Below are 16669 nucleotides of genomic sequence, written 5' to 3' on the forward strand. Positions count from 1 at the left end.
TTTGGCGTGAGCTAACGTGCGCCGGGGTAGAAACCGTCGCTGCCTAGCCGTGAGGCGTCGGAAAGCAACATGGCAATCTCTGCTTCCTGGGTATCTACCTCAGGCAGTCGGCGATGCTCGGGAGCTTCGAACAAGGCTGCACGGCCGAGCATGCCCTTTTCCACGCGGGCGCGACCCTCATTGAGCCGACGGGTGGCTGCCGTGCGCCAGGTCTCACCCGCCACCGCGGCGAAGACGCCTGGGTGGGCGAGCACCACCACCGCGGAGACGTGTCCAAACCCCAGCGAGGTGAGCACACCAGCCTTGACCTCCCCAATCTTCAAGGGGGACTTGAGCCACACCATCGGTCCGGCCTTAGCCTCAAGCTCTTTGTCGACGTTGTCCAGGCTGATGTTGCCTGGAAGCCGGCCGTGGGCGAAGATGTCCACGAGTCCGCCAATCTGGAACAGGGCCGCACCGCCTTTGGCGTGGCCAGTCAAAGACTTTTGAGAGACCACGAACAGTGGGTTATCGGCGTCGCGCCCCAGGTGCTCCCACAGCCGCGTGTGCAGTAGCGATTCATTGGGGTCGTTGGCGCTGGTGGAGGTGTCGTGCTTACTGACGACGCTGACGTCGTCGGGGGATAGTCCCAGAGCGCGCAGCGAACGGGCCAGCTGCGAATTCTCCCCGCCGCGGGCAGCCCCCAGCGCCCCCAAACCCGGTGCTGGAATCGAGCTGTGGGCACCGTCGCCATAAGACTGCGCATGCGCGACCACGGCCAGGACTGGAAGGCCGAGCTCCGCGGCCACGCTTCCGCGGGCGAGGATCACCGTGCCACCGCCCTCGGCCTCGAGGAAGCCACCGCGCCGGGAGTCATTGGCACGGGAGATGAACCGAGCATCGATGCCTCTGTCTAGCATGGCCTGGGTATCGGCGGTGGCGTTCATGGCACCGAAGCCCTCCAGTGACTCAACCTGAACATCGTCGATGCCTCCTGCCACAACCACGTCGGACTTTCCCAGTCGGATCTTGTCCACAGCCTCCTCAACGGAGACCGCCGCCGTCGCACAGGCTGCCACTGGGTGAATCATCTGACCGTAGCCACCGATATAGGACTGCATGACGTGCGCGGCAACCACGTTAGGCAAGGCCTCCTGCAAGATGTCGGATTGGCGATCCTCTCCGATGAACCGGCTGACGAATACCTTGTGCAGGCTCTCCATGCCGCCGATGCCGGTGCCCTGGGTCGAAGAGATAGCGCCCGGGTGGACTGCCTGCAAGAGTTCAGCAGGGCTAAAACCCGCGCTGAGGAAGGCATCGACGGCAGTGACGAGGTTCCACGCCGCAATTCGATCGATCGATTCCGCCATCGCAGCCGGGATTCCCCAGCGTGTGGGGTCGAAACCGTCTGGCATCTGACCCGCGACGAATCGCGTCAGGGTGGCCTTGCGCGGGATCATCGCGCGGGCACCGGAGGCCTTGCGAACCTCCCACTCGCCGTCGGCAGTAGGCGAGATGGTGGTGCACTGCGGGTCGGCCTCCACATACTCGCGCGCCTGCGCTTCGCTATCGACCAGGAAGGAGATCGCATGGTCCAGGTAGACCGGCGCGACGTCCACGGAGCCGCGCCCGGTGAGGAAGTACTTGTCGGTCAGCTCTCGGATGCCGCAGTGGGCTATGACCTCGTCACGAAAACGATCGTAGATTTCCTCCTCCGGGACATGCTGGTCCTTCGCGTCGTACCAGCCCGGTGTGGGATCCTCCTTCCATTGCACAAGCCGCATCATCCACGCCAACTCCAGCACCCCGGCGGCGCTCAAGTCCACGAAGCCATCGCGCTGAAGACCGTATTCAGCCTCGAAGCGGGTGCGGCCAGATCCCCAGGAGCTGACTTCGCCGAGGCCCACGATGACCACCATGTCCTCGAGGGATTGGGTGACCTCGCCGAGGTCGATCGCGCCGGGCTGTTCGCGCAGAACCGGGGTAGGAAGGGCCGGGATCCGTGTCGGCTCGTTCGCTACCTGCGCCTCGGCGGGCATCCCTGGCTCCGGCACAAAGGCGGCGAGGTCGATGTCGGCGTTGCCGAGCCCGCCGGTGAAGTCGGCTTCCAAGGGGCTCAACTTGGCGTGCGCCCGCGAACTGCGGCTGGCCAGGTCGACCAGCTTCTCGGCGATCTCTCCCGGTGTAAATACCGTGATGCCCGCTTCTTGCGCTTTGGGGACGAGCTGGTCGTTTCCTGCCATCAGGTTGGTGCCCGCGACCCAGCCGATCTGTGCATGTGCCAGGGTGATCTTCTCCGGCCAGCCGCTTTCTACGTGCCACTTGTTGATGAGGGCGTCGAACCCGGCCTTCACCTCTCCGTAGGCGCCGTCGCCTCCGAAAAGGCCTCGGTTGGGCGAACCGGGCAGCACCGCGTGGACGGTGGAGGACCGGTTGTACTGCGCCGCCGCGCTGATGAGGCGCTCGACGCTCCATAGCAGGACGCGGGCTTGGTTTTCCTGGACCGGTCCGGCGTCGGTCATCACGCCATGCACCTTGGGTGCGGCAAACGGGAACACCAGCGTTGGCTCGAGCGCAGGCTTGAGCACAATTGTCGTCCCACCCTGGGTCTGCTTGTCCTCGGTGCCCACCCAGTGCATCAGTGCGTCGATGTCGCGGTAGCTGGATAGGTTGGCGGGCACCAGCCACAGCCTTGCCGACGCCGAGGCATGCCTAGCGTAGAGCAGCCGTGCGAACTCCTTGCGCGATTGGTCGATGTGAGAGGCCGTCATGATGACGGTGGCGCCCTGCGCAAGCAGCTTCTCGACGATAGAGGCCGCAATCGAGTTGGGTGAGGCGCCGGTCACGATGGCCACGTCCTGAAGCATCGGCTCTGTCGCGGAAGCGAGGGCGGCCTGCTCAATTTGCGCGAGTAGGTGTGCGCGCTCCGGTCGGTGCTGTGCCCACCAACGTGCCTGTTTTCCTAGTTTTTCGCCGAAGCCGGTGAAGCGCGAGGGGTCCTCGACGGCCTGCCCGGTGGCAACGCGGGCGAGCAGCTCGCGGGCACTTGCCCAGATGTCGTCGAAGACGATGGCTCTTGCTGGATCGAACGCTGGGGTGACTAAACTGAGCCAGTCCGATCCGAGCTCGGCGTCCATGGCCTCGTAGATCGCGTGATCATCGACGGGAAGCTGCCTGTCTGGCTCCGCGAGCCCGAGCTGGGCCAGGATTCCTCGGGCGGTGGTAGCCAGGATGCCCTCCGGGCCGGTGATGGAGTCCGCAAATGCCGACAGTGCCGCGGAGTCCACCATGGCATCCGCGCTGTTCGACGATGCGGCCTGAGATAGGGACACGCCATGATCCTTAGCAACGGCGGCGACTGCCGCATCCACCAGTGCTTTCGCCTCGGCTACGGTAGTGACCGATCCTCTGAGTGAGCCGAGCTCGCCACCGCGCACGGATTGTCCCTCACGGGTCTCCAGCAGCAGAGTCAGCTCGACATGGGGCATCCAGGATTCCGGGACACCCCAGGTGGCGGCGTGCTCCCTGACGAAAGCGGGCTTGCGCCCGCTGGCGCCGAGCAGCTGCCGCAACCGGGCGGTGATCGCCTCCCCGAGTACTGGGCCGAAGGCCTGATAAGTGGGGGCGGCGGCGACCACCTTGGGGCGCAGGGCGGACATCTCGGCATCGGCAGCACCGTCGATGGCTGCCACGCCCAGCTCTGCGGACAGATCCATGAGCAGCTGGTTGCGGCGCGAGGACACCCCAGAAGTGAGCACCTCGAGGGTGTCGGCGTCAGTAATCTGCTCGACGCGGAGCTTGTTCTCGTAGGCGAACAGTGCTTCCACAGCCGCTGCGGCGTCGAAGCTTAGCTCCGGCAGTGGGCCGTTGGATGCGGCGGGCTGTGCGACCGAGGGCGCTTTGGGCGCGTGCGCCTCGTTAGCTGCGCTCGGCGCCGGAGCGGACGCCGTGGTGGACACACCTGCGGCGTCGTTGGCTGGCACCGGAGTAGCTTCGTCCATTGCGGGGGCCGAGACGGCGTCCTCTAACTGGACCCGTTCCTGGTCGCGTTCGAGGTTGAGCACCTCCAATTCGAGGCCGAGCACCTTGAGGCTTCGCTGGGCCAGATTGGTCAGCGTCGGCGAGGCGGCTAGGCCCACCTCGATAACCTTGTCGACCTTCTCAAACAAGAGCTCCTGGGTTTCGATCCAGCGCACGGGGGAGGCGAATTGCCAGCTCAGAAGCTCGATTAGCAACAGGCGTGCCAGCGCCATTGGTTCGAGGTCGCAGGCGTGAATGCCCTCGAGTCTCGTGGATGGCACCACGGCGCGGATGGAGTCGATGAAGTCATCGTCGAGCGCAAAAGCTCGGGCGACGAGGTTGGGAACGTAGCGGCCGACCAGCGCCTCTAGGTCGATCTTCGTGGGCAGGAGTTCATCGAGCTTCTCGGCGAAGGCGGGCACGCCGGGACGAAGTATCTCGGAGTGGAAGGGAACATCGATGCCGGGAATGAGCACGAAGGCCTTAGGGTGTGCGGCTGCGGCTTGGAGCGCAGCTAGGCCTGCCAGCGTACCCGCGACGGCATATTGCTGGCCTGCGATGTTGTGATTGACAATCTCCAAGAATTCGCCGCTGTCGGCGCGAACCTTGTCGACGAAGCCAGCAACCTCCTGTGCACCGAGTCCCAGGAGGTTGGGACGCAGCGCTGCGAGGCCATAATTGGAGCGTCCCAAATCGTCTCGGGGGACGAGGTTGTGCATGGCCTGCCCGCGGGCGAAGACGATGTCGATGACTGACTCCAGCCCAAAGAGGTTGCCCATGCAGGCTAGCGCGGTGTACTCGCCGAGGGAGTGCCCGGCAAACATCCGCTGGCCACTTATGGCCCCGGCCTGCTCAAGGCGGGCCGACTGCGCGGCAGCCACCACAGCCAAGGCGACCTGCGTGAATTGGGTGAGGTTCAGTATGCCCTGCGGGTGAGCATAGCGGGTAGCACCCACCTGGAGCTCGGTCGGGTTTTCGTCCACCACCTGCTGAATGGAAAAGCCCAGGGACTTTCGAGTGTGGGCGTCGGCACGGGCCCAGACCTGCCGCGCCGCGGCGCTGGCCTGGCGATCGCCCGAGCCCATGCCGCGGGACTGGATGCCCTGGCCGGGGAAGACGTAGGCGATGGTCGGCTCGGCAAGCAGGGCCTGCCCGCGCGAGACCACGGCGCCGCCGATCTTGCAGGTCACCTCCAGTGCGGCCTGCGTTCCGCAGCGACCCACGCGCTCCACGGTGATGTCGACCCGGTCGCAGAGGTTGACCATGCCATACATGGAATAGGTCCATCCTACGACCCGGCCGCTGTGCCCGGCCAGCTGTTGGGCGGTAGCCGACAGCCACATTCCGTGCACCAGCGGTGCCTGGAGTCCGACAAGGGCGGCGGCGTTGGTAGAGGTGTGAATCGGGTTGTAGTCGCCGGTCACGGAGGCAAATGCGGTCATGTCCGTCGGCGCCTGTACTGTGTGGGAGGCGATAAACGCCCGTGGGGTGTCGGTGATCGATGCGGCCTGTTTCCCACCGCCGAAGGCCGGGGCGGGCGTGGGAGTGGACTTGCCTTGGGCGCGCCCGCGGATGGCAAAGCGCTCTCTCAGCGTGGCCACACGGCGTTCGGACGGTGCTCCCGCTCCATGCCCGGTGCTGGGGTGCTGAACCAAGTCGCCGTGCCCCTCGGCAGCGCGCAGCAGGGATAACTCGACGGTCACGATCCTGCCGGACGCGGATTCCTCGATGCTTGCGCAGCGCCCCTCGACGCGGATGGCGTGGCCGTCGGCAAGCGAAGAAAGCGGAACCTCAAGGTCGATGGCGTGATCGAGATGAACGGCGTTGAGCAGCCCCTCAATCACTGGGAAGCCGTCGCCAAGGCGCCCGGTGCCCAGTGCGGTGTAGATGACGGGCCAGCATAGGCCGGCGAGCACGTCCGGGGTTACCTCGTCCGGGTTCCCGGAGGCCACGCCAGCATGCGTGCGCATGAGCTCAGCTGGGAGGGTGATCTCGTCGTGCACAATGCCGTCGATGACGTTCGGTAAAGCGCGGATCTTGGTGCCTGCGGCGTTGGTGGAGCCCACCCCCGCGACGCCGGCCAACAGCGTGAACATGGACTCCTGTAGGCGTTGCTCATCCACAACGGGGCTTGCTCCGGTGTGGGCGTCCTCGGTCAGCTCAAGCGGGATGTCCACGTACTCGACGTAGTAGGGTCGCTCACCTGCGGGAAGCTCATCCCAATAGCTATCGGCGTGAACGCGCAGCGTGAAGTGGGTGGGGTCGACCTCGATGAGTTCGCAGGCCTCTTCTGAAAGCTGCCCGAGAGGGTTGTCGATGAGGTGCCCGTGCCAGAAAATCGTCGGCGCGGCCGCGATCACCTCGCGCGCGGTGGTGGCGTTGCGGGAAAACTGTGGGGTCGGCTGACCGGGGATGGCGTCCACGCAGGCGCGCTCGAAGCGGCCGAGGATGCTGGCTACCGGCTCGTCGATGGTGTCGATGCCGCCCACGGAAATCGGGCCAGGAATCACGCGTACGGCTTGGGCGGGGTAGGAAGGATCCTGGGATTGCCACAGCGAGTCGAGGCCGAACCAGCGCTTGAGGTCTCCGTCGATGATGGGCACCCAGGGCATCGGCTTATGGTGCTTGCGGTTGAGCGCGATAAACCACGCAGCGTCTTGCGGCAGCACCTTCATCACGCCAGCCTGCGGATAGGCTGCTAGGAGCTTGCCGACGGCCACCGGTGCGTCCTCCACATCGGTGATATCGGAAAACAGGGTAGGCACCTCGCCATGGTCGGCCAGATTGAGCCTAGCCTCCACACGGTGCATCAGATCGAGGAAGCGGTCCGACCATGTGGGATCTGTAAAAGGGAATGCTAGTTCGACGAAGCGTCGAACCCATTGCTCGTACGTCATGTCTTCGATCTCGCCGAAGTAGGGCTTGGCCGTCTTATTGATCGCCGTGATGATCTCGTCTTTGTGGGCGGGGTATTCCTCGATGTCGAGGCTGGTGATCAGTCGAGAAGCGCGGGCAAAGTCGTTGTCGATCTCGTACATGTCTGCCAACAAGTGAGACTGACCTGAGGTCATGCCGCCCGCGCTACGCAGCCGTGGAACCCAGCCTTTGTCGATGCCGGGGGTCTTCTTCAGCAGCTGCTTGACCTGCGGGGAGGTGGCCGCCTCTTTGGCGGCCATGGCGGCAGTCCCCACCAGTACACCGTCGACGGGCATCGGGCGCCGACCATGGGCGCCGGACCAAGAGCCGGTGATAAACTCCACCGCCCGCGCTGGGGTTCCGATACCGCCACCGACCACCAGCACCACGTTGTCGCGCATTCGGGTCTCGGCGTAGGTGGCAAGCAGGAGTTCCTCGAGGTCGACCCATGAATGGTGTCCACCTGCGTGCCCGTCCTCGACCTGCATGATGATCTCGGACCCAGGGTTGGCGTCGGCGATAGCGAGCACGTTGAGGATCTGCTCCACGGTGCCCGGTTTGAAGGCGACATAAGGGAAGCCTTCGGCATGAAGGCTTTCTAGCAGCGCGGTGGCCTCGTCGAGCTCCGGGATTCCAGCAGAAATGGTGACGCCGTTGATGGAAGCCCCACCAGCGCGGGCCTTGGACACGATCTTTCGCTGCCCGAACTGCAGGTTCCACATGTAGCGGTCGAAGAACATCGAGTTGAATTGGGCCGCGCGTCCCGGCGCCAGCAAGCGCTGGAGATTGCCCTGGTTATGCTCGAAGACTTCCTCGGAATACTGACCTCCACCAGCTAGCTCTGCCCAGTGCCCCGCGTTGGCAGCAGCGGCGACGATGGTGGCATCCACCGTGGTCGGGGTCATCCCAGCCAGCAGGATGGGGGAGTAGCCGGTTAACTGGCTAAACTTCGTGCTTAGCACCTGTTGGCCGGTCGGCAGCGAGACGACTCGGGGCAGAAACGCCGAGTAGTCGAGTGGGGCTGGCAAGACGGTGCCCGGGGTCAGCAGCAGGTCGCGCTGGGCTGGTGAGGAGGCGTCAATGATGACGGCGTCGGATTGCCCGCCGGTGATCACGCCGAGCGTTTTGTCGAGGCTGAGCAGGTAGTCGTGTTCTCCAACACTCCACGTAAACGGATCGACGAGGATCGCCTCCGCCAGCTGGAATGCTTGTACGTTCAGCCCGCAGGTCTGCGACCACTTCACTGTCTGCTTCACCGCCTCGCGCAGGCCTTCGTGGTGGAAGCCCGCCGCCACCCCGAGGTCCTCGATGACTGGGGTCAGGGCTTCGCCGCCGGTGAGTCGCTGTTCAATCCGCTCGTTGTACTCGGCGACTATAGCGGCGATCTGCCGGCGTGCCTGGCGCAGTTCCTCGTTGGACCCGCTGATCACGGCGCGGGTGGGGCCATTGATCACGCCCAGAGTCAATCCAGACTGCGCGAGTAGCTCGACCGGGATACCGCGGACGGCCAGCATCCGACCGAAGTGAGCCTGGGAGGTGGCCGCGCCCAGCAGGATGGCGAAGGCAAGGTGGTCGACGACTCGCGGATCATCCCAGTCTCCGGCCGCAAGGTGGGCAACTTCGCAGGTGATGATGGCCTGGGAATGTGGATATAAGGTCGCGGCGGAGGTGTCGATCCCGGAGTCGTTGAGGCTGCGCAAAGCGGCGAGGTGTCCGACGGTGATAGCCGGCACCGATACGGCGGGTTCGGTATCGATGGCTGCCACGGGGGCGTCGTTCAAGATGGCCGCGACGCGTTCGCCGGCACCCGGCACGATCGAGGCGACCTCGCGCGCCACGGGGGCGATGCGGTTTCGGGCGGAGTTGAGGGCAGCGAGGATGCGATCGCGCATGGGGCGGTCATCGCGGTATCCACGCAGGTCCTCGTACCAACCTGAGGCCTGTCCTCCGAGGAGGATGCCGAAATTTGAACTGTTAAGCACGTCGGTTGCGAGCCGTTGAAGCGACATGTGACCTACTTTCGGAAAGGAAATGAAAAATACCTACGTTAGCGTAGGTTACGGAACCGTAATAATGGAAGAAACTATGTGCCACCTCACAGTGTGGGGTCGGTGTGGGACGACGGTGTCTCGCCTTGGTGGCCTGCATCGTCTCAGCGTGGTTGCACTGCTGGGCGTCGGTGTAAAAGCCGAGGGTGGGGGAGCCGGGTATGTTGTGCATTCAACAAAGGCCAGCGCTGGAGGGGGTGACTGAATAGACTGACCTTATGAGCAATCTTGAGCGGAAGCCGGAGGAATTCCTCTGCCGATTGCATCCCGAAACTCTCGATCCCAAGGCTGATCGGTGTCCAGTGGAGATCATCACCTCCCGCCTTGTTCCCCTAGGCGGACCTCGCGCGATGAAGGTCAATCGGACCCTGCCGCAAAAGAAGCGTTCCCTGATCGGAGCCTGGTGCTTCGCGGACCACTACGGCCCCGATGACGTCTCGGTGACCGGCGGCATGGATGTCGCCCCGCATCCGCACACCGGGCTGCAGACCGTCAGTTGGCTGTTCGAGGGGGAGATCGCCCATATCGATTCCGGCGGAAACCGGGGTATGGTCCGCCCCGGCGAGGTCAACCTCATGACAGCAGGCGGCGGCATCTGCCACTCGGAGACCACGACGGACACCGTCACCACCCTCCACGGCGTGCAGCTGTGGGTCGCACTTCCGGACTCCGTGCGCGCGAGTACCCCACGTAACTTCGAGCACTACCGCCCAGAACCCGTGACCTTTGAGGGAGGTAGTGCCATCGTGTTCCTGGGATCGCTTCTGGGCGATACCTCGCCGGTGGCCACCTTCACCCCGCTACTGGGTGCCGAGATCCGGCTGGAACCCCACGCCAGCGTGAGCCTGGAGGTGGACCCATCCTTCGAGCATGGGCTGCTCGTTGATAGCGGCGATGTCCGACTGGAGGGCGTGCGCGTCGAGTACGCGGCGATCGGCTATACCGGCATCGGGGCGAGGTATCTTCACATCGACAATGTCGGCGACGAACCTGCGCGCATGGTGCTCCTCGGCGGCACGCCCTTCGGTGAGGACATCGTGATGTGGTGGAACTTCGTCGGCCGCGATTCGGGGGAGATTGAGGCCTTCCGCAAAGAATGGCAGGAGCGCACCGAAAGATTCGGTCAGGTGGAGGGTTATGTCGGGCACGGCGGGCCGAATGCCAACATCTACGGGCAAAGCTGGTTGCCTGCGCCCGAGCTTCCCAAGGCCAGGATCCGCGCACGCAAAAACCCGGAGCCGGTGGCCCGCCCGGAGCTGCCCAACCCCGGCGACTACACCGAGACCGTCACCATCACAAAGGAAGGCTTCACCCGCGATGAGCACATTCAAGGATAAGACCTGCGCGGAGGTTGAAGTCATCCGCGATGATGCGCTCGGTGCCTTTGCTATCAAGGATGTCGCAACCGGGCAGACGATGGGCCGCACCTTCTATGTGGATGTGGAAAACGGTGGGGCAACCGATCGAATCTACTTCCACACGGAGGTCCCCGAGGCTTTTGGCGGGCGCGGGCTAGCCACCATCCTCGTGGAGCAAGCACTGCGGCATCCTTTTGGCGGTTCCACAGGGTAAGCCCGCCTTGGAGGACATCAACGTTATAGCCGTGGGGCCGCTCGACGCGGCCACGCACGTCAGCCTGCTGGACATGGACGCCGTCGACCTCGACGCGGACGGTGTCGAGCTCGTCCTCGGCAACGAGGTATATTTGGCCGATCGTGCGGACATTGACCAGGCGCAAGGTTCCGGCATTCGCGATCGAGGTGTCATTGTAGATGGCCACCTCATAGTCGGTGGTGGTCACAGTGAGGTTTTCCACCGTGTTGTCGGCGCTAAGCCGCAGACCCTTTGCCAGGAAGGCGAGGGTGGCGTCATCGCCGATACCGCGAATGGTGGTGCCCTTGGACAGGGTGACGGAGGGGGAGCCGGTGATGGTTCCGGAGACTTCAATAACCTTGTCCTGCTGCTCGATGGCGTGGGCGAGCTCGGCTGCTGTGGTGACGATGGCGGTCATGATGTGCTCTTTGGGCAGATGACGTAGTGGTCTATTAAGTAATGTGTCCTAGAAAAATTCGGCGGTATGGGGTGAACCCCACCGAGGCTTTGTTGATATATCTACATATTCTAGCGCGGTGATATAGGAATGTATTCCCTATGGGAAAAGTGGCCTGTGTATGCACGGGGCATGCGGGCTTGTGGAATGTTAGTTCACCGAGGGGCGCTCCTTGTGTGAACGTGGTGGAAAAACCCTTGACCTTATTGAGGTCCTTTGTTGGGTGAGTTCCTTTGGCTATCTTTCCACTCGTGCCGGGGGTGGGTGCGCATGGTGCTGACTCATCCGCATTTGTCAAAGCCTTCCAACCCGATGCTTTACCCTGAAGGGTTGACTACGGTGTGGAAGGGGGATGATCGCGGCGGGAAAGAAAAAGGAAGGCGACTAACACCACGGGTGCTAGTCGCCTTCCTAAAGTGAAGCGAAAAACGCTTGCTTATGCGTTTGGACGCTTACCGTGGTTAGCCTTCTTCTTACGGCGGTCCTTGCGCTTACGGCCTCGCTGGCTCATGGGGCACTCCTCATTAATTGGGGCAAATAACAGTCCTCCAGTCTAGTGCTAGAGGGAGGCTGAAAAGAAATTGGGTACCTGTAAACCCTTGACCCCGCGTAGGCGGAGGGGAAGGGGTTCTTAGATGGTGGTGCGTGCGCGGCCGCGACCGCGGTTCTTGCGGCGCTTGAGCGCGCGACGCTCGTCCTCGCTCATGCCGCCCCACACGCCGGCATCCTGGCCGGTCTCCAGCGCCCATGCCAGGCATTGAGAGGTAACCGGGCAACGGTTGCATACAACCTTAGCGGCAGCGATCTGGGCAAGGGCGGGGCCGGAGTTGCCAACTGGGAAGAACAGCTCAGGATCTTCGTCGCGGCAAACGGCTTCGTGGCGCCAATCCATCGTAACTCCTTCAAAAGTTTGTCTAAGTGGGTGTTCCTTGGTGAGCGCGCGCGTAGTAGCCCGAAAAATCGGGTGATACTTGAAAGAGGCGTTGGGCGCGGGCGTAGAAACATACCCCACCCCGTCCGAGCGTGGGGTTTAGGAAATGTTTACTGTGCGGTTTCCCAAGGTTGGGCAAGCGTTTACTTCTTGCTTGCCGCGAAGTACTTAGAAATAATGACATGTCCACCGGGTAAGCGCTAGACCTTAAGGTGAAAATGTTGTAAGTATCACACTTTTAGGGGAGATTTGAGAGCCGTCTCACGGGTGTGGCTTTCGGAATTCCTGTGGGGCGTAGGGATAAAAACTTAGTTACCTGCTGATTTTCTATAGAACGTTAAAAACTAGATGAGACCGCTAGGTCAAATCGGCGTATCATCCCACGTGCCCTCGGTTGTCTGATGATCTCAGGAAAGGGTGCGTGAGGCCACTCAGCGCGGGGTAAACGTCGAGTTACATTCACGGTGCCGGGCAAGCGCGGGTATCGAATATACGGTAAACGAAAAGGCACACCTGAGTGAAGGTGACCTGGTGGCGTCGTCAAGCACGCGATGGATGCCGCACATGCGCGCACCGGATTGCAATGGTGCCGCGATCGATCGCAGGGCAGTGGTGTCACCGTCCTCAGCCCACCGCGAGCCCCCGTGGCGTGGCTAACCCCCGCTGCGTTTCGCCCGATCCTCGGCGCGCGCGGTGGGCTAGACTTCTTGGACGTGAATACTAAGCCACCAGCACCTGTGATGTGGGCGGGCGTGATCGCCCTTGCTCAGTCGGCCCTCGGCATCGGCTACGCGATCGTGCTCATCGTGCGCTCGTTCATGGGCAAAACCGATCCTTCGCTGTACTACGAGACCGAGAACGCAAACACCGCGGTCGGGCTGGGCACCGCCGCATTTTTGCTCATCGTCTTCGGCACCGTGATCGCCGGCGCGATCATGATGATGCGCGGCAAGCGGTGGGGCCGCGGCCCTGTCATCATGCTGCAGATCCTCCTGCTGCTGATTTCCTATTACATGTTCAGCGGTGGGCAGCCGCTGTGGGGCGGGCTCACCGCCGTGACCTGCCTGGTTGGCCTGGGATGCTCATTTAGCCCGCTGGCCGTGCAATGGGCCGCCGCGCAATACAACCGATAGTCCCAGGCGCCCCGCGTTGGCGCCGGGGAGCGCCCATGTGGAAAACCCTTTTGCGGGCACCGGTTGTGTGCACGATAGCCGATGCCGGGATGGCTGAAGAAGGAAATCGCCCAACCACCACCGTCGTAAGGCGGTAGATGGTTGGGCTTTGCTCTGTGAAAACGAGCTTTCATGCTAGGTTTTTGCACATATCGGCGATGTCAGGCAAGCCTCTCTCATGTTTGACTCCTTTGATGTCAATAGGGCGATGGCGCGGTGGAGCGCTTGGGGGGTCAAACGCGCCCAGCGCGAACGTATGTTGCGAAAGGAGCGCTGCCTAGTAGGCCTGCCAGTCGGGCTTGTGGGAGTCGGTGAGTTGGTAGTACTCGCGATTGACTAGCAGGGAGGCTGCGGCCTCATCGACGATGACGGTGGCGTGGCGGTGCCACTGCAAGATCGAGGCCGGGCACATGGCGGATACCGGGCCTTCCACGGCCGCGCGAATGGCCTCGGCCTTGCCTTCGCCCGTAGCCAGCAATAGCAGGTGGCCTGCGCGCGAAATCGTGCCCAGGCCCTGGGTGAGCACGTGCAGGGGCACGTTGTCAGCGGAGTCGAAGAAACGGGAATTATCGCGGACGGTCTGTGGGTGCAGGGTCTTTACGCGGGTCAGCGAGCTCAGGGAGCTGGAGGGCTCGTTGAAGCCGATGTGGCCATTCGAACCGATGCCCAGCAGCTGGATGTCAATGCCGCCGGCTTCAACGATGGCGCGCTCGTAGGCTGCGGCGGCTTCGTCGGGACGGGCGGAATCATCGTCGCTGCCTGGGCTTTTAACCAACTCGTCGGGGATATCGATGTGGCTGGTGAACTCCCGGCGGATGGTGGAATAGTAGCTTTGCTCGTGCGCACGGTCGAATTCGACGTACTCGTCGAGCAGGAAGGCGCGGCATTGCGCGAAGCTTAAGTCATCTTCCTTATAGCGTCGGATGAGCTCAGCATAGGTGGCAACTGGTGTGGATCCGGTGGCCAGGCCGAGCGTGGCACCTTTCTTGGCATAGCCAGCCAGGATATCTGCTGCCAGGACGGCGACCTCATTGGCGTTGGGACGGATGAGAATCTCCATGGAATGCTCCTAGTGGGAAAAGACTGTGAATACGGGGTGATGAAGGGGCTGATCGACTGTGAGTGGCTAGCGAGTTGCTACTTCCTCGCCGTGGCGTAGGACGCGAACGGGGGTTGGAGTTCGATCAAGGCCCACTAGGTCGGCGTCGAAGCCTACATCGATGCGGCCGCGACGAAGACCAAGGCCTGCGACATCCGCGGCGACGGTGGAGGTAAATTCCACGGCCTCTTCGAGGCTGTGGCGGCTGGCAAAGCGGGAGAATTGCTGTGCGAGGGTGGAGGTGCCACCGGCAATTGCCGCGGGCTTTCCCGCCTCGTCGGTAATCCGGGCCACGCCGTCGATGACGATGACATCCAGCTGGCCCAGACGATACATCCCGTCGGGCATGCCGGCGGCCTCCACGGCGTCGGTGACCGCGAAGGCGCCGAGTCCGGCGACCATGTCGACGGTGCCATCGTCGAGGTGGACGCCGTCGGCGACGAGTTCGACGTGGGCGAGCTGTGCCCGACCGGCGGTGATCAGGGCGGCCGCCGCGCCGGGGTCGCGATGGTGGATCTGCGGCATGGCATTAAACAGGTGCGTGGCGGTGACCGTCGCGCCGAGCTGACGGCCGTATTCGACCATCGCGAGGGTGGTGGCGAAGTCCGCATCGGTGTGGCCCAGGCTTGCGATGATGTTGTGTTTCGCGCACAGTTTCATCAGCTCTGTGGCATTGTCGGTCTCCGGCGCGAAGGTGATCGAGCGGAGGTGCCCGCGGGCGGCTTCGATCACGTCGGCGAAAAACTCCGGGTCGCCTTCGGTGATGCGGCTGGGGTCTTGGGCGCCGCATCGGCAGGCGGAGATGAAGGGGCCTTCCATGTGAATGCCGTGGATGAGGCCGCGCTCGGCGAGTCCAGCCAACAGCTCGGATTGGGAACATAGCTCGTCGCGGGTGCCGGAGACCAGACTGGCTAGCAAAGTGGTGGTGCCGTGGGCGAGGTGGAAGTTGGCTGCTCGTTCGCAGTCCTCGACGGTGCCGGTGGGGAAGGCCCCCTTGTTGCCGCCGTGGTTGTGCAGGTCGACGAAGCCGGGGACCCACGTGAGGTAGTCGTCGTGATCGCTGTGTGACGAAGCCGTCGCGATGTGCGTGCTGGCTCCTTGCTCTGAAACGGGCTCGATGGCGGTAATGATTCCGTCTTCGACGGTGATGGCCTGCGGGTTTTCTTGCCCAGGGAGGAATCCGAAAAGGGTGTTAGGCATGTGATTTCCCTAATGCTCGAGGTTTATTCAAGAAATATCCTATCCCAGAACACACATAAGACGTAAGATGTCTGATGTTATCCGCGTTATGGCATTTCTTACGCCGCCAACGCTTCCCATATAGCCAACCGCACTCGCTGCACCGGTTGTATGGCTGGTTGCCACTTGCCGGTTGTACCTTCGTGCAATCCATGTGTCATCCACGTCGTATCCCCACAATGAATGAAGGAGCATCCTCACCTGGCTAAGTCCTTTACTGGTGTCGTCCCGCCGGTTCTTACCCCTTTCACTGACGACTTTGAAGTTGACACCGCGACCCTGCGCAAGCAGGTCGATCGCCTCATCGCCGCTGGCGTGGATGCACTGTTTGCCCTCGGCTCCTCCGCGGAGACGGTCTTCCTCACCCGCGAACAGCGCAAGCTTGTCATCGAGACCATCGTCGATCGGGCCGCCGGTCGCGTTCCCGTCACTGCCGGCGTCATCGACACCACCTTGCCGCGCGTGCTACAGCTGGTAGCCGACGCCAAGGAAGCCGGTGCCCAGGGCTTGGTTGCCACCGCGCCGTTTTATGTGCGCACCCACGACAACGAGATCCGCGACCACTTCCGCCGCATCCACGAGGCCGCCCCGGACCTGCCCCTTTTCGCCTACAACATCCCGGTTTCCGTGCATGTGACCTTGTCCGTGCCACTGTTGATCGAACTGGCCAAGGAAGGCGTCCTGTCCGGTGTGAAGGATTCCGGCGGCGTTGATTCCTTCACCCGTTCTCTCGTCGAGGCGCGCAATGATGCCGGTATCGAGGACTTCACCATCCTCACCGGTTCCGAGACAACCGTGGACATGGCCTACCTCGGCGGCGTCGACGGCGTCGTTCCGGGCCTGGGCAATGTCGACCCTGTTTCCTACGTGCGCCTGCATCGCCTGCTCGTCGCGGGCAGCTTCGCCGAGGCCGCCAAGCTGCAAACGGCCATCAACCGCCTGTTTGCCATCGTCTTCGTCGGCGACGGCGCCCGCATGGGCGGCTCCTCGGCAGGCCTCGGCGGATTCAAGGCTGCCTTGCACCACCTGGGCGTGTTCCCGAACCACCTCATGGCCCCGACCCACCAGCCCCTCAACGATGACGAGCTCGCCCGCATCAATGCCATCGTCGACGCTGCAGGCATCGAGCTCTAACGAAAGGCTGCTTGCCGACGCCCACCAGGGCGTTTCCGCGCAGCGTTGCTCGTTCTGATACCACTTACCTAGTTAGTTTCT

Annotated in this window: 10 protein-coding genes; 5 read left to right on the plus strand and 5 right to left on the minus strand. The window is 63.0% G+C overall.

Annotated elements, in window-relative coordinates; translation table 11 throughout:
* Nucleotides 1-11: 11 nt before the first annotated feature.
* Nucleotides 12-8924: a type I polyketide synthase gene (locus tag PAB09_RS03250; RefSeq protein ID WP_271034645.1), complete on the minus strand. Its 8913-nt coding sequence runs from the start codon at nt 8922-8924 to the stop codon at nt 12-14.
* A gap of 257 nt (nt 8925-9181) precedes the next feature.
* On the opposite strand from PAB09_RS03250, the gene PAB09_RS03255 reads away from it, so the two are divergent.
* The 3 genes from PAB09_RS03255 to PAB09_RS03265 are packed head-to-tail and all read left to right on the plus strand — an operon-like array spanning nt 9182 to nt 11001.
* Nucleotides 9182-10300 carry a pirin family protein gene (locus tag PAB09_RS03255; protein WP_271034646.1) on the plus strand — a complete coding sequence of 373 codons (1119 nt, stop codon included), beginning with the start codon at nt 9182-9184 and terminating at the stop codon, nt 10298-10300.
* Nucleotides 10281-10535, plus strand: coding sequence for a GNAT family N-acetyltransferase (locus PAB09_RS03260; RefSeq protein ID WP_271034647.1), 255 nt, complete (start codon nt 10281-10283; stop codon nt 10533-10535). Before PAB09_RS03255 ends, PAB09_RS03260 begins: the two co-directional genes overlap by 20 nt.
* Nucleotides 10516-11001: a hypothetical protein gene (locus PAB09_RS03265; RefSeq protein ID WP_271034648.1), complete on the plus strand. Its 486-nt coding sequence runs from the start codon at nt 10516-10518 to the stop codon at nt 10999-11001. Before PAB09_RS03260 ends, PAB09_RS03265 begins: the two co-directional genes overlap by 20 nt.
* 448 nt (nt 11002-11449) lie before the next feature.
* On the opposite strand, the gene PAB09_RS13300 is transcribed toward PAB09_RS03265, so the two are convergent.
* Both PAB09_RS13300 and PAB09_RS03270 read right to left on the minus strand, forming a co-directional pair.
* Nucleotides 11450-11524: a 50S ribosomal protein bL37 gene (locus PAB09_RS13300; RefSeq protein WP_370443781.1), complete on the minus strand. Its 75-nt coding sequence runs from the start codon at nt 11522-11524 to the stop codon at nt 11450-11452.
* A 120-nt stretch (nt 11525-11644) separates the two neighbouring features.
* On the minus strand, nt 11645-11905 hold the full coding sequence (locus tag PAB09_RS03270; RefSeq protein WP_271034649.1) for a WhiB family transcriptional regulator: 261 nt from the start codon (nt 11903-11905) through the stop codon (nt 11645-11647).
* A gap of 779 nt (nt 11906-12684) precedes the next feature.
* Here PAB09_RS03270 and PAB09_RS03275 point away from each other — a divergent pair.
* Nucleotides 12685-13077, plus strand: a complete 393-nt coding sequence (locus PAB09_RS03275) for a hypothetical protein (protein WP_442873733.1) — start codon at nt 12685-12687, stop codon at nt 13075-13077.
* Nucleotides 13078-13393: 316 nt separating this feature from the next.
* On the opposite strand, the gene PAB09_RS03280 is transcribed toward PAB09_RS03275, so the two are convergent.
* The gene (locus PAB09_RS03280) at nt 13394-14176 is read right to left on the minus strand and encodes a glucosamine-6-phosphate deaminase (RefSeq protein WP_271034650.1); all 783 of its coding nucleotides are present in this window, start codon (nt 14174-14176) and stop codon (nt 13394-13396) included.
* Nucleotides 14177-14242: 66 nt separating this feature from the next.
* On the minus strand, nt 14243-15415 hold the full coding sequence (locus tag PAB09_RS03285) for an N-acetylglucosamine-6-phosphate deacetylase (protein ID WP_271034651.1): 1173 nt from the start codon (nt 15413-15415) through the stop codon (nt 14243-14245).
* 222 nt (nt 15416-15637) lie between these two features.
* Here PAB09_RS03285 and PAB09_RS03290 point away from each other — a divergent pair, with 222 nt between their 5' ends.
* Nucleotides 15638-16588 (plus strand): dihydrodipicolinate synthase family protein, encoded by a 951-nt coding sequence (locus tag PAB09_RS03290; protein ID WP_271034652.1) that lies wholly within the window; start codon nt 15638-15640, stop codon nt 16586-16588.
* Nucleotides 16589-16669 lie beyond the last annotated feature (81 nt).

The organism is Corynebacterium sp. SCR221107, assembly GCF_027886475.1.
Taxonomy (GTDB): domain Bacteria; phylum Actinomycetota; class Actinomycetes; order Mycobacteriales; family Mycobacteriaceae; genus Corynebacterium.

Bases quoted from the DNA above. Each gene is read 5' to 3' on its own strand.
- PAB09_RS03280 (WP_271034650.1), bottom strand. From the start codon at position 14,176: ATGGAGATTCTCATCCGTCCCAACGCCAATGAGGTCGCCGTCCTGGCA.
- PAB09_RS03270 (WP_271034649.1), bottom strand. From the start codon at position 11,905: ATGGATTGGCGCCACGAAGCCGTTTGCCGCGACGAAGATCCTGAGCTG.
- PAB09_RS03255 (WP_271034646.1), top strand. From the start codon at position 9,182: ATGAGCAATCTTGAGCGGAAGCCGGAGGAATTCCTCTGCCGATTGCAT.
- PAB09_RS03290 (WP_271034652.1), top strand. From the start codon at position 15,638: ATGAAGGAGCATCCTCACCTGGCTAAGTCCTTTACTGGTGTCGTCCCG.
- PAB09_RS03250 (WP_271034645.1), bottom strand. From the start codon at position 8,924: ATGTCGCTTCAACGGCTCGCAACCGACGTGCTTAACAGTTCAAATTTC.
- PAB09_RS03260 (WP_271034647.1), top strand. From the start codon at position 10,281: ATGAGCACATTCAAGGATAAGACCTGCGCGGAGGTTGAAGTCATCCGC.
- PAB09_RS03275 (WP_442873733.1), top strand. From the start codon at position 12,685: ATGTGGGCGGGCGTGATCGCCCTTGCTCAGTCGGCCCTCGGCATCGGC.
- PAB09_RS03285 (WP_271034651.1), bottom strand. From the start codon at position 15,415: ATGCCTAACACCCTTTTCGGATTCCTCCCTGGGCAAGAAAACCCGCAG.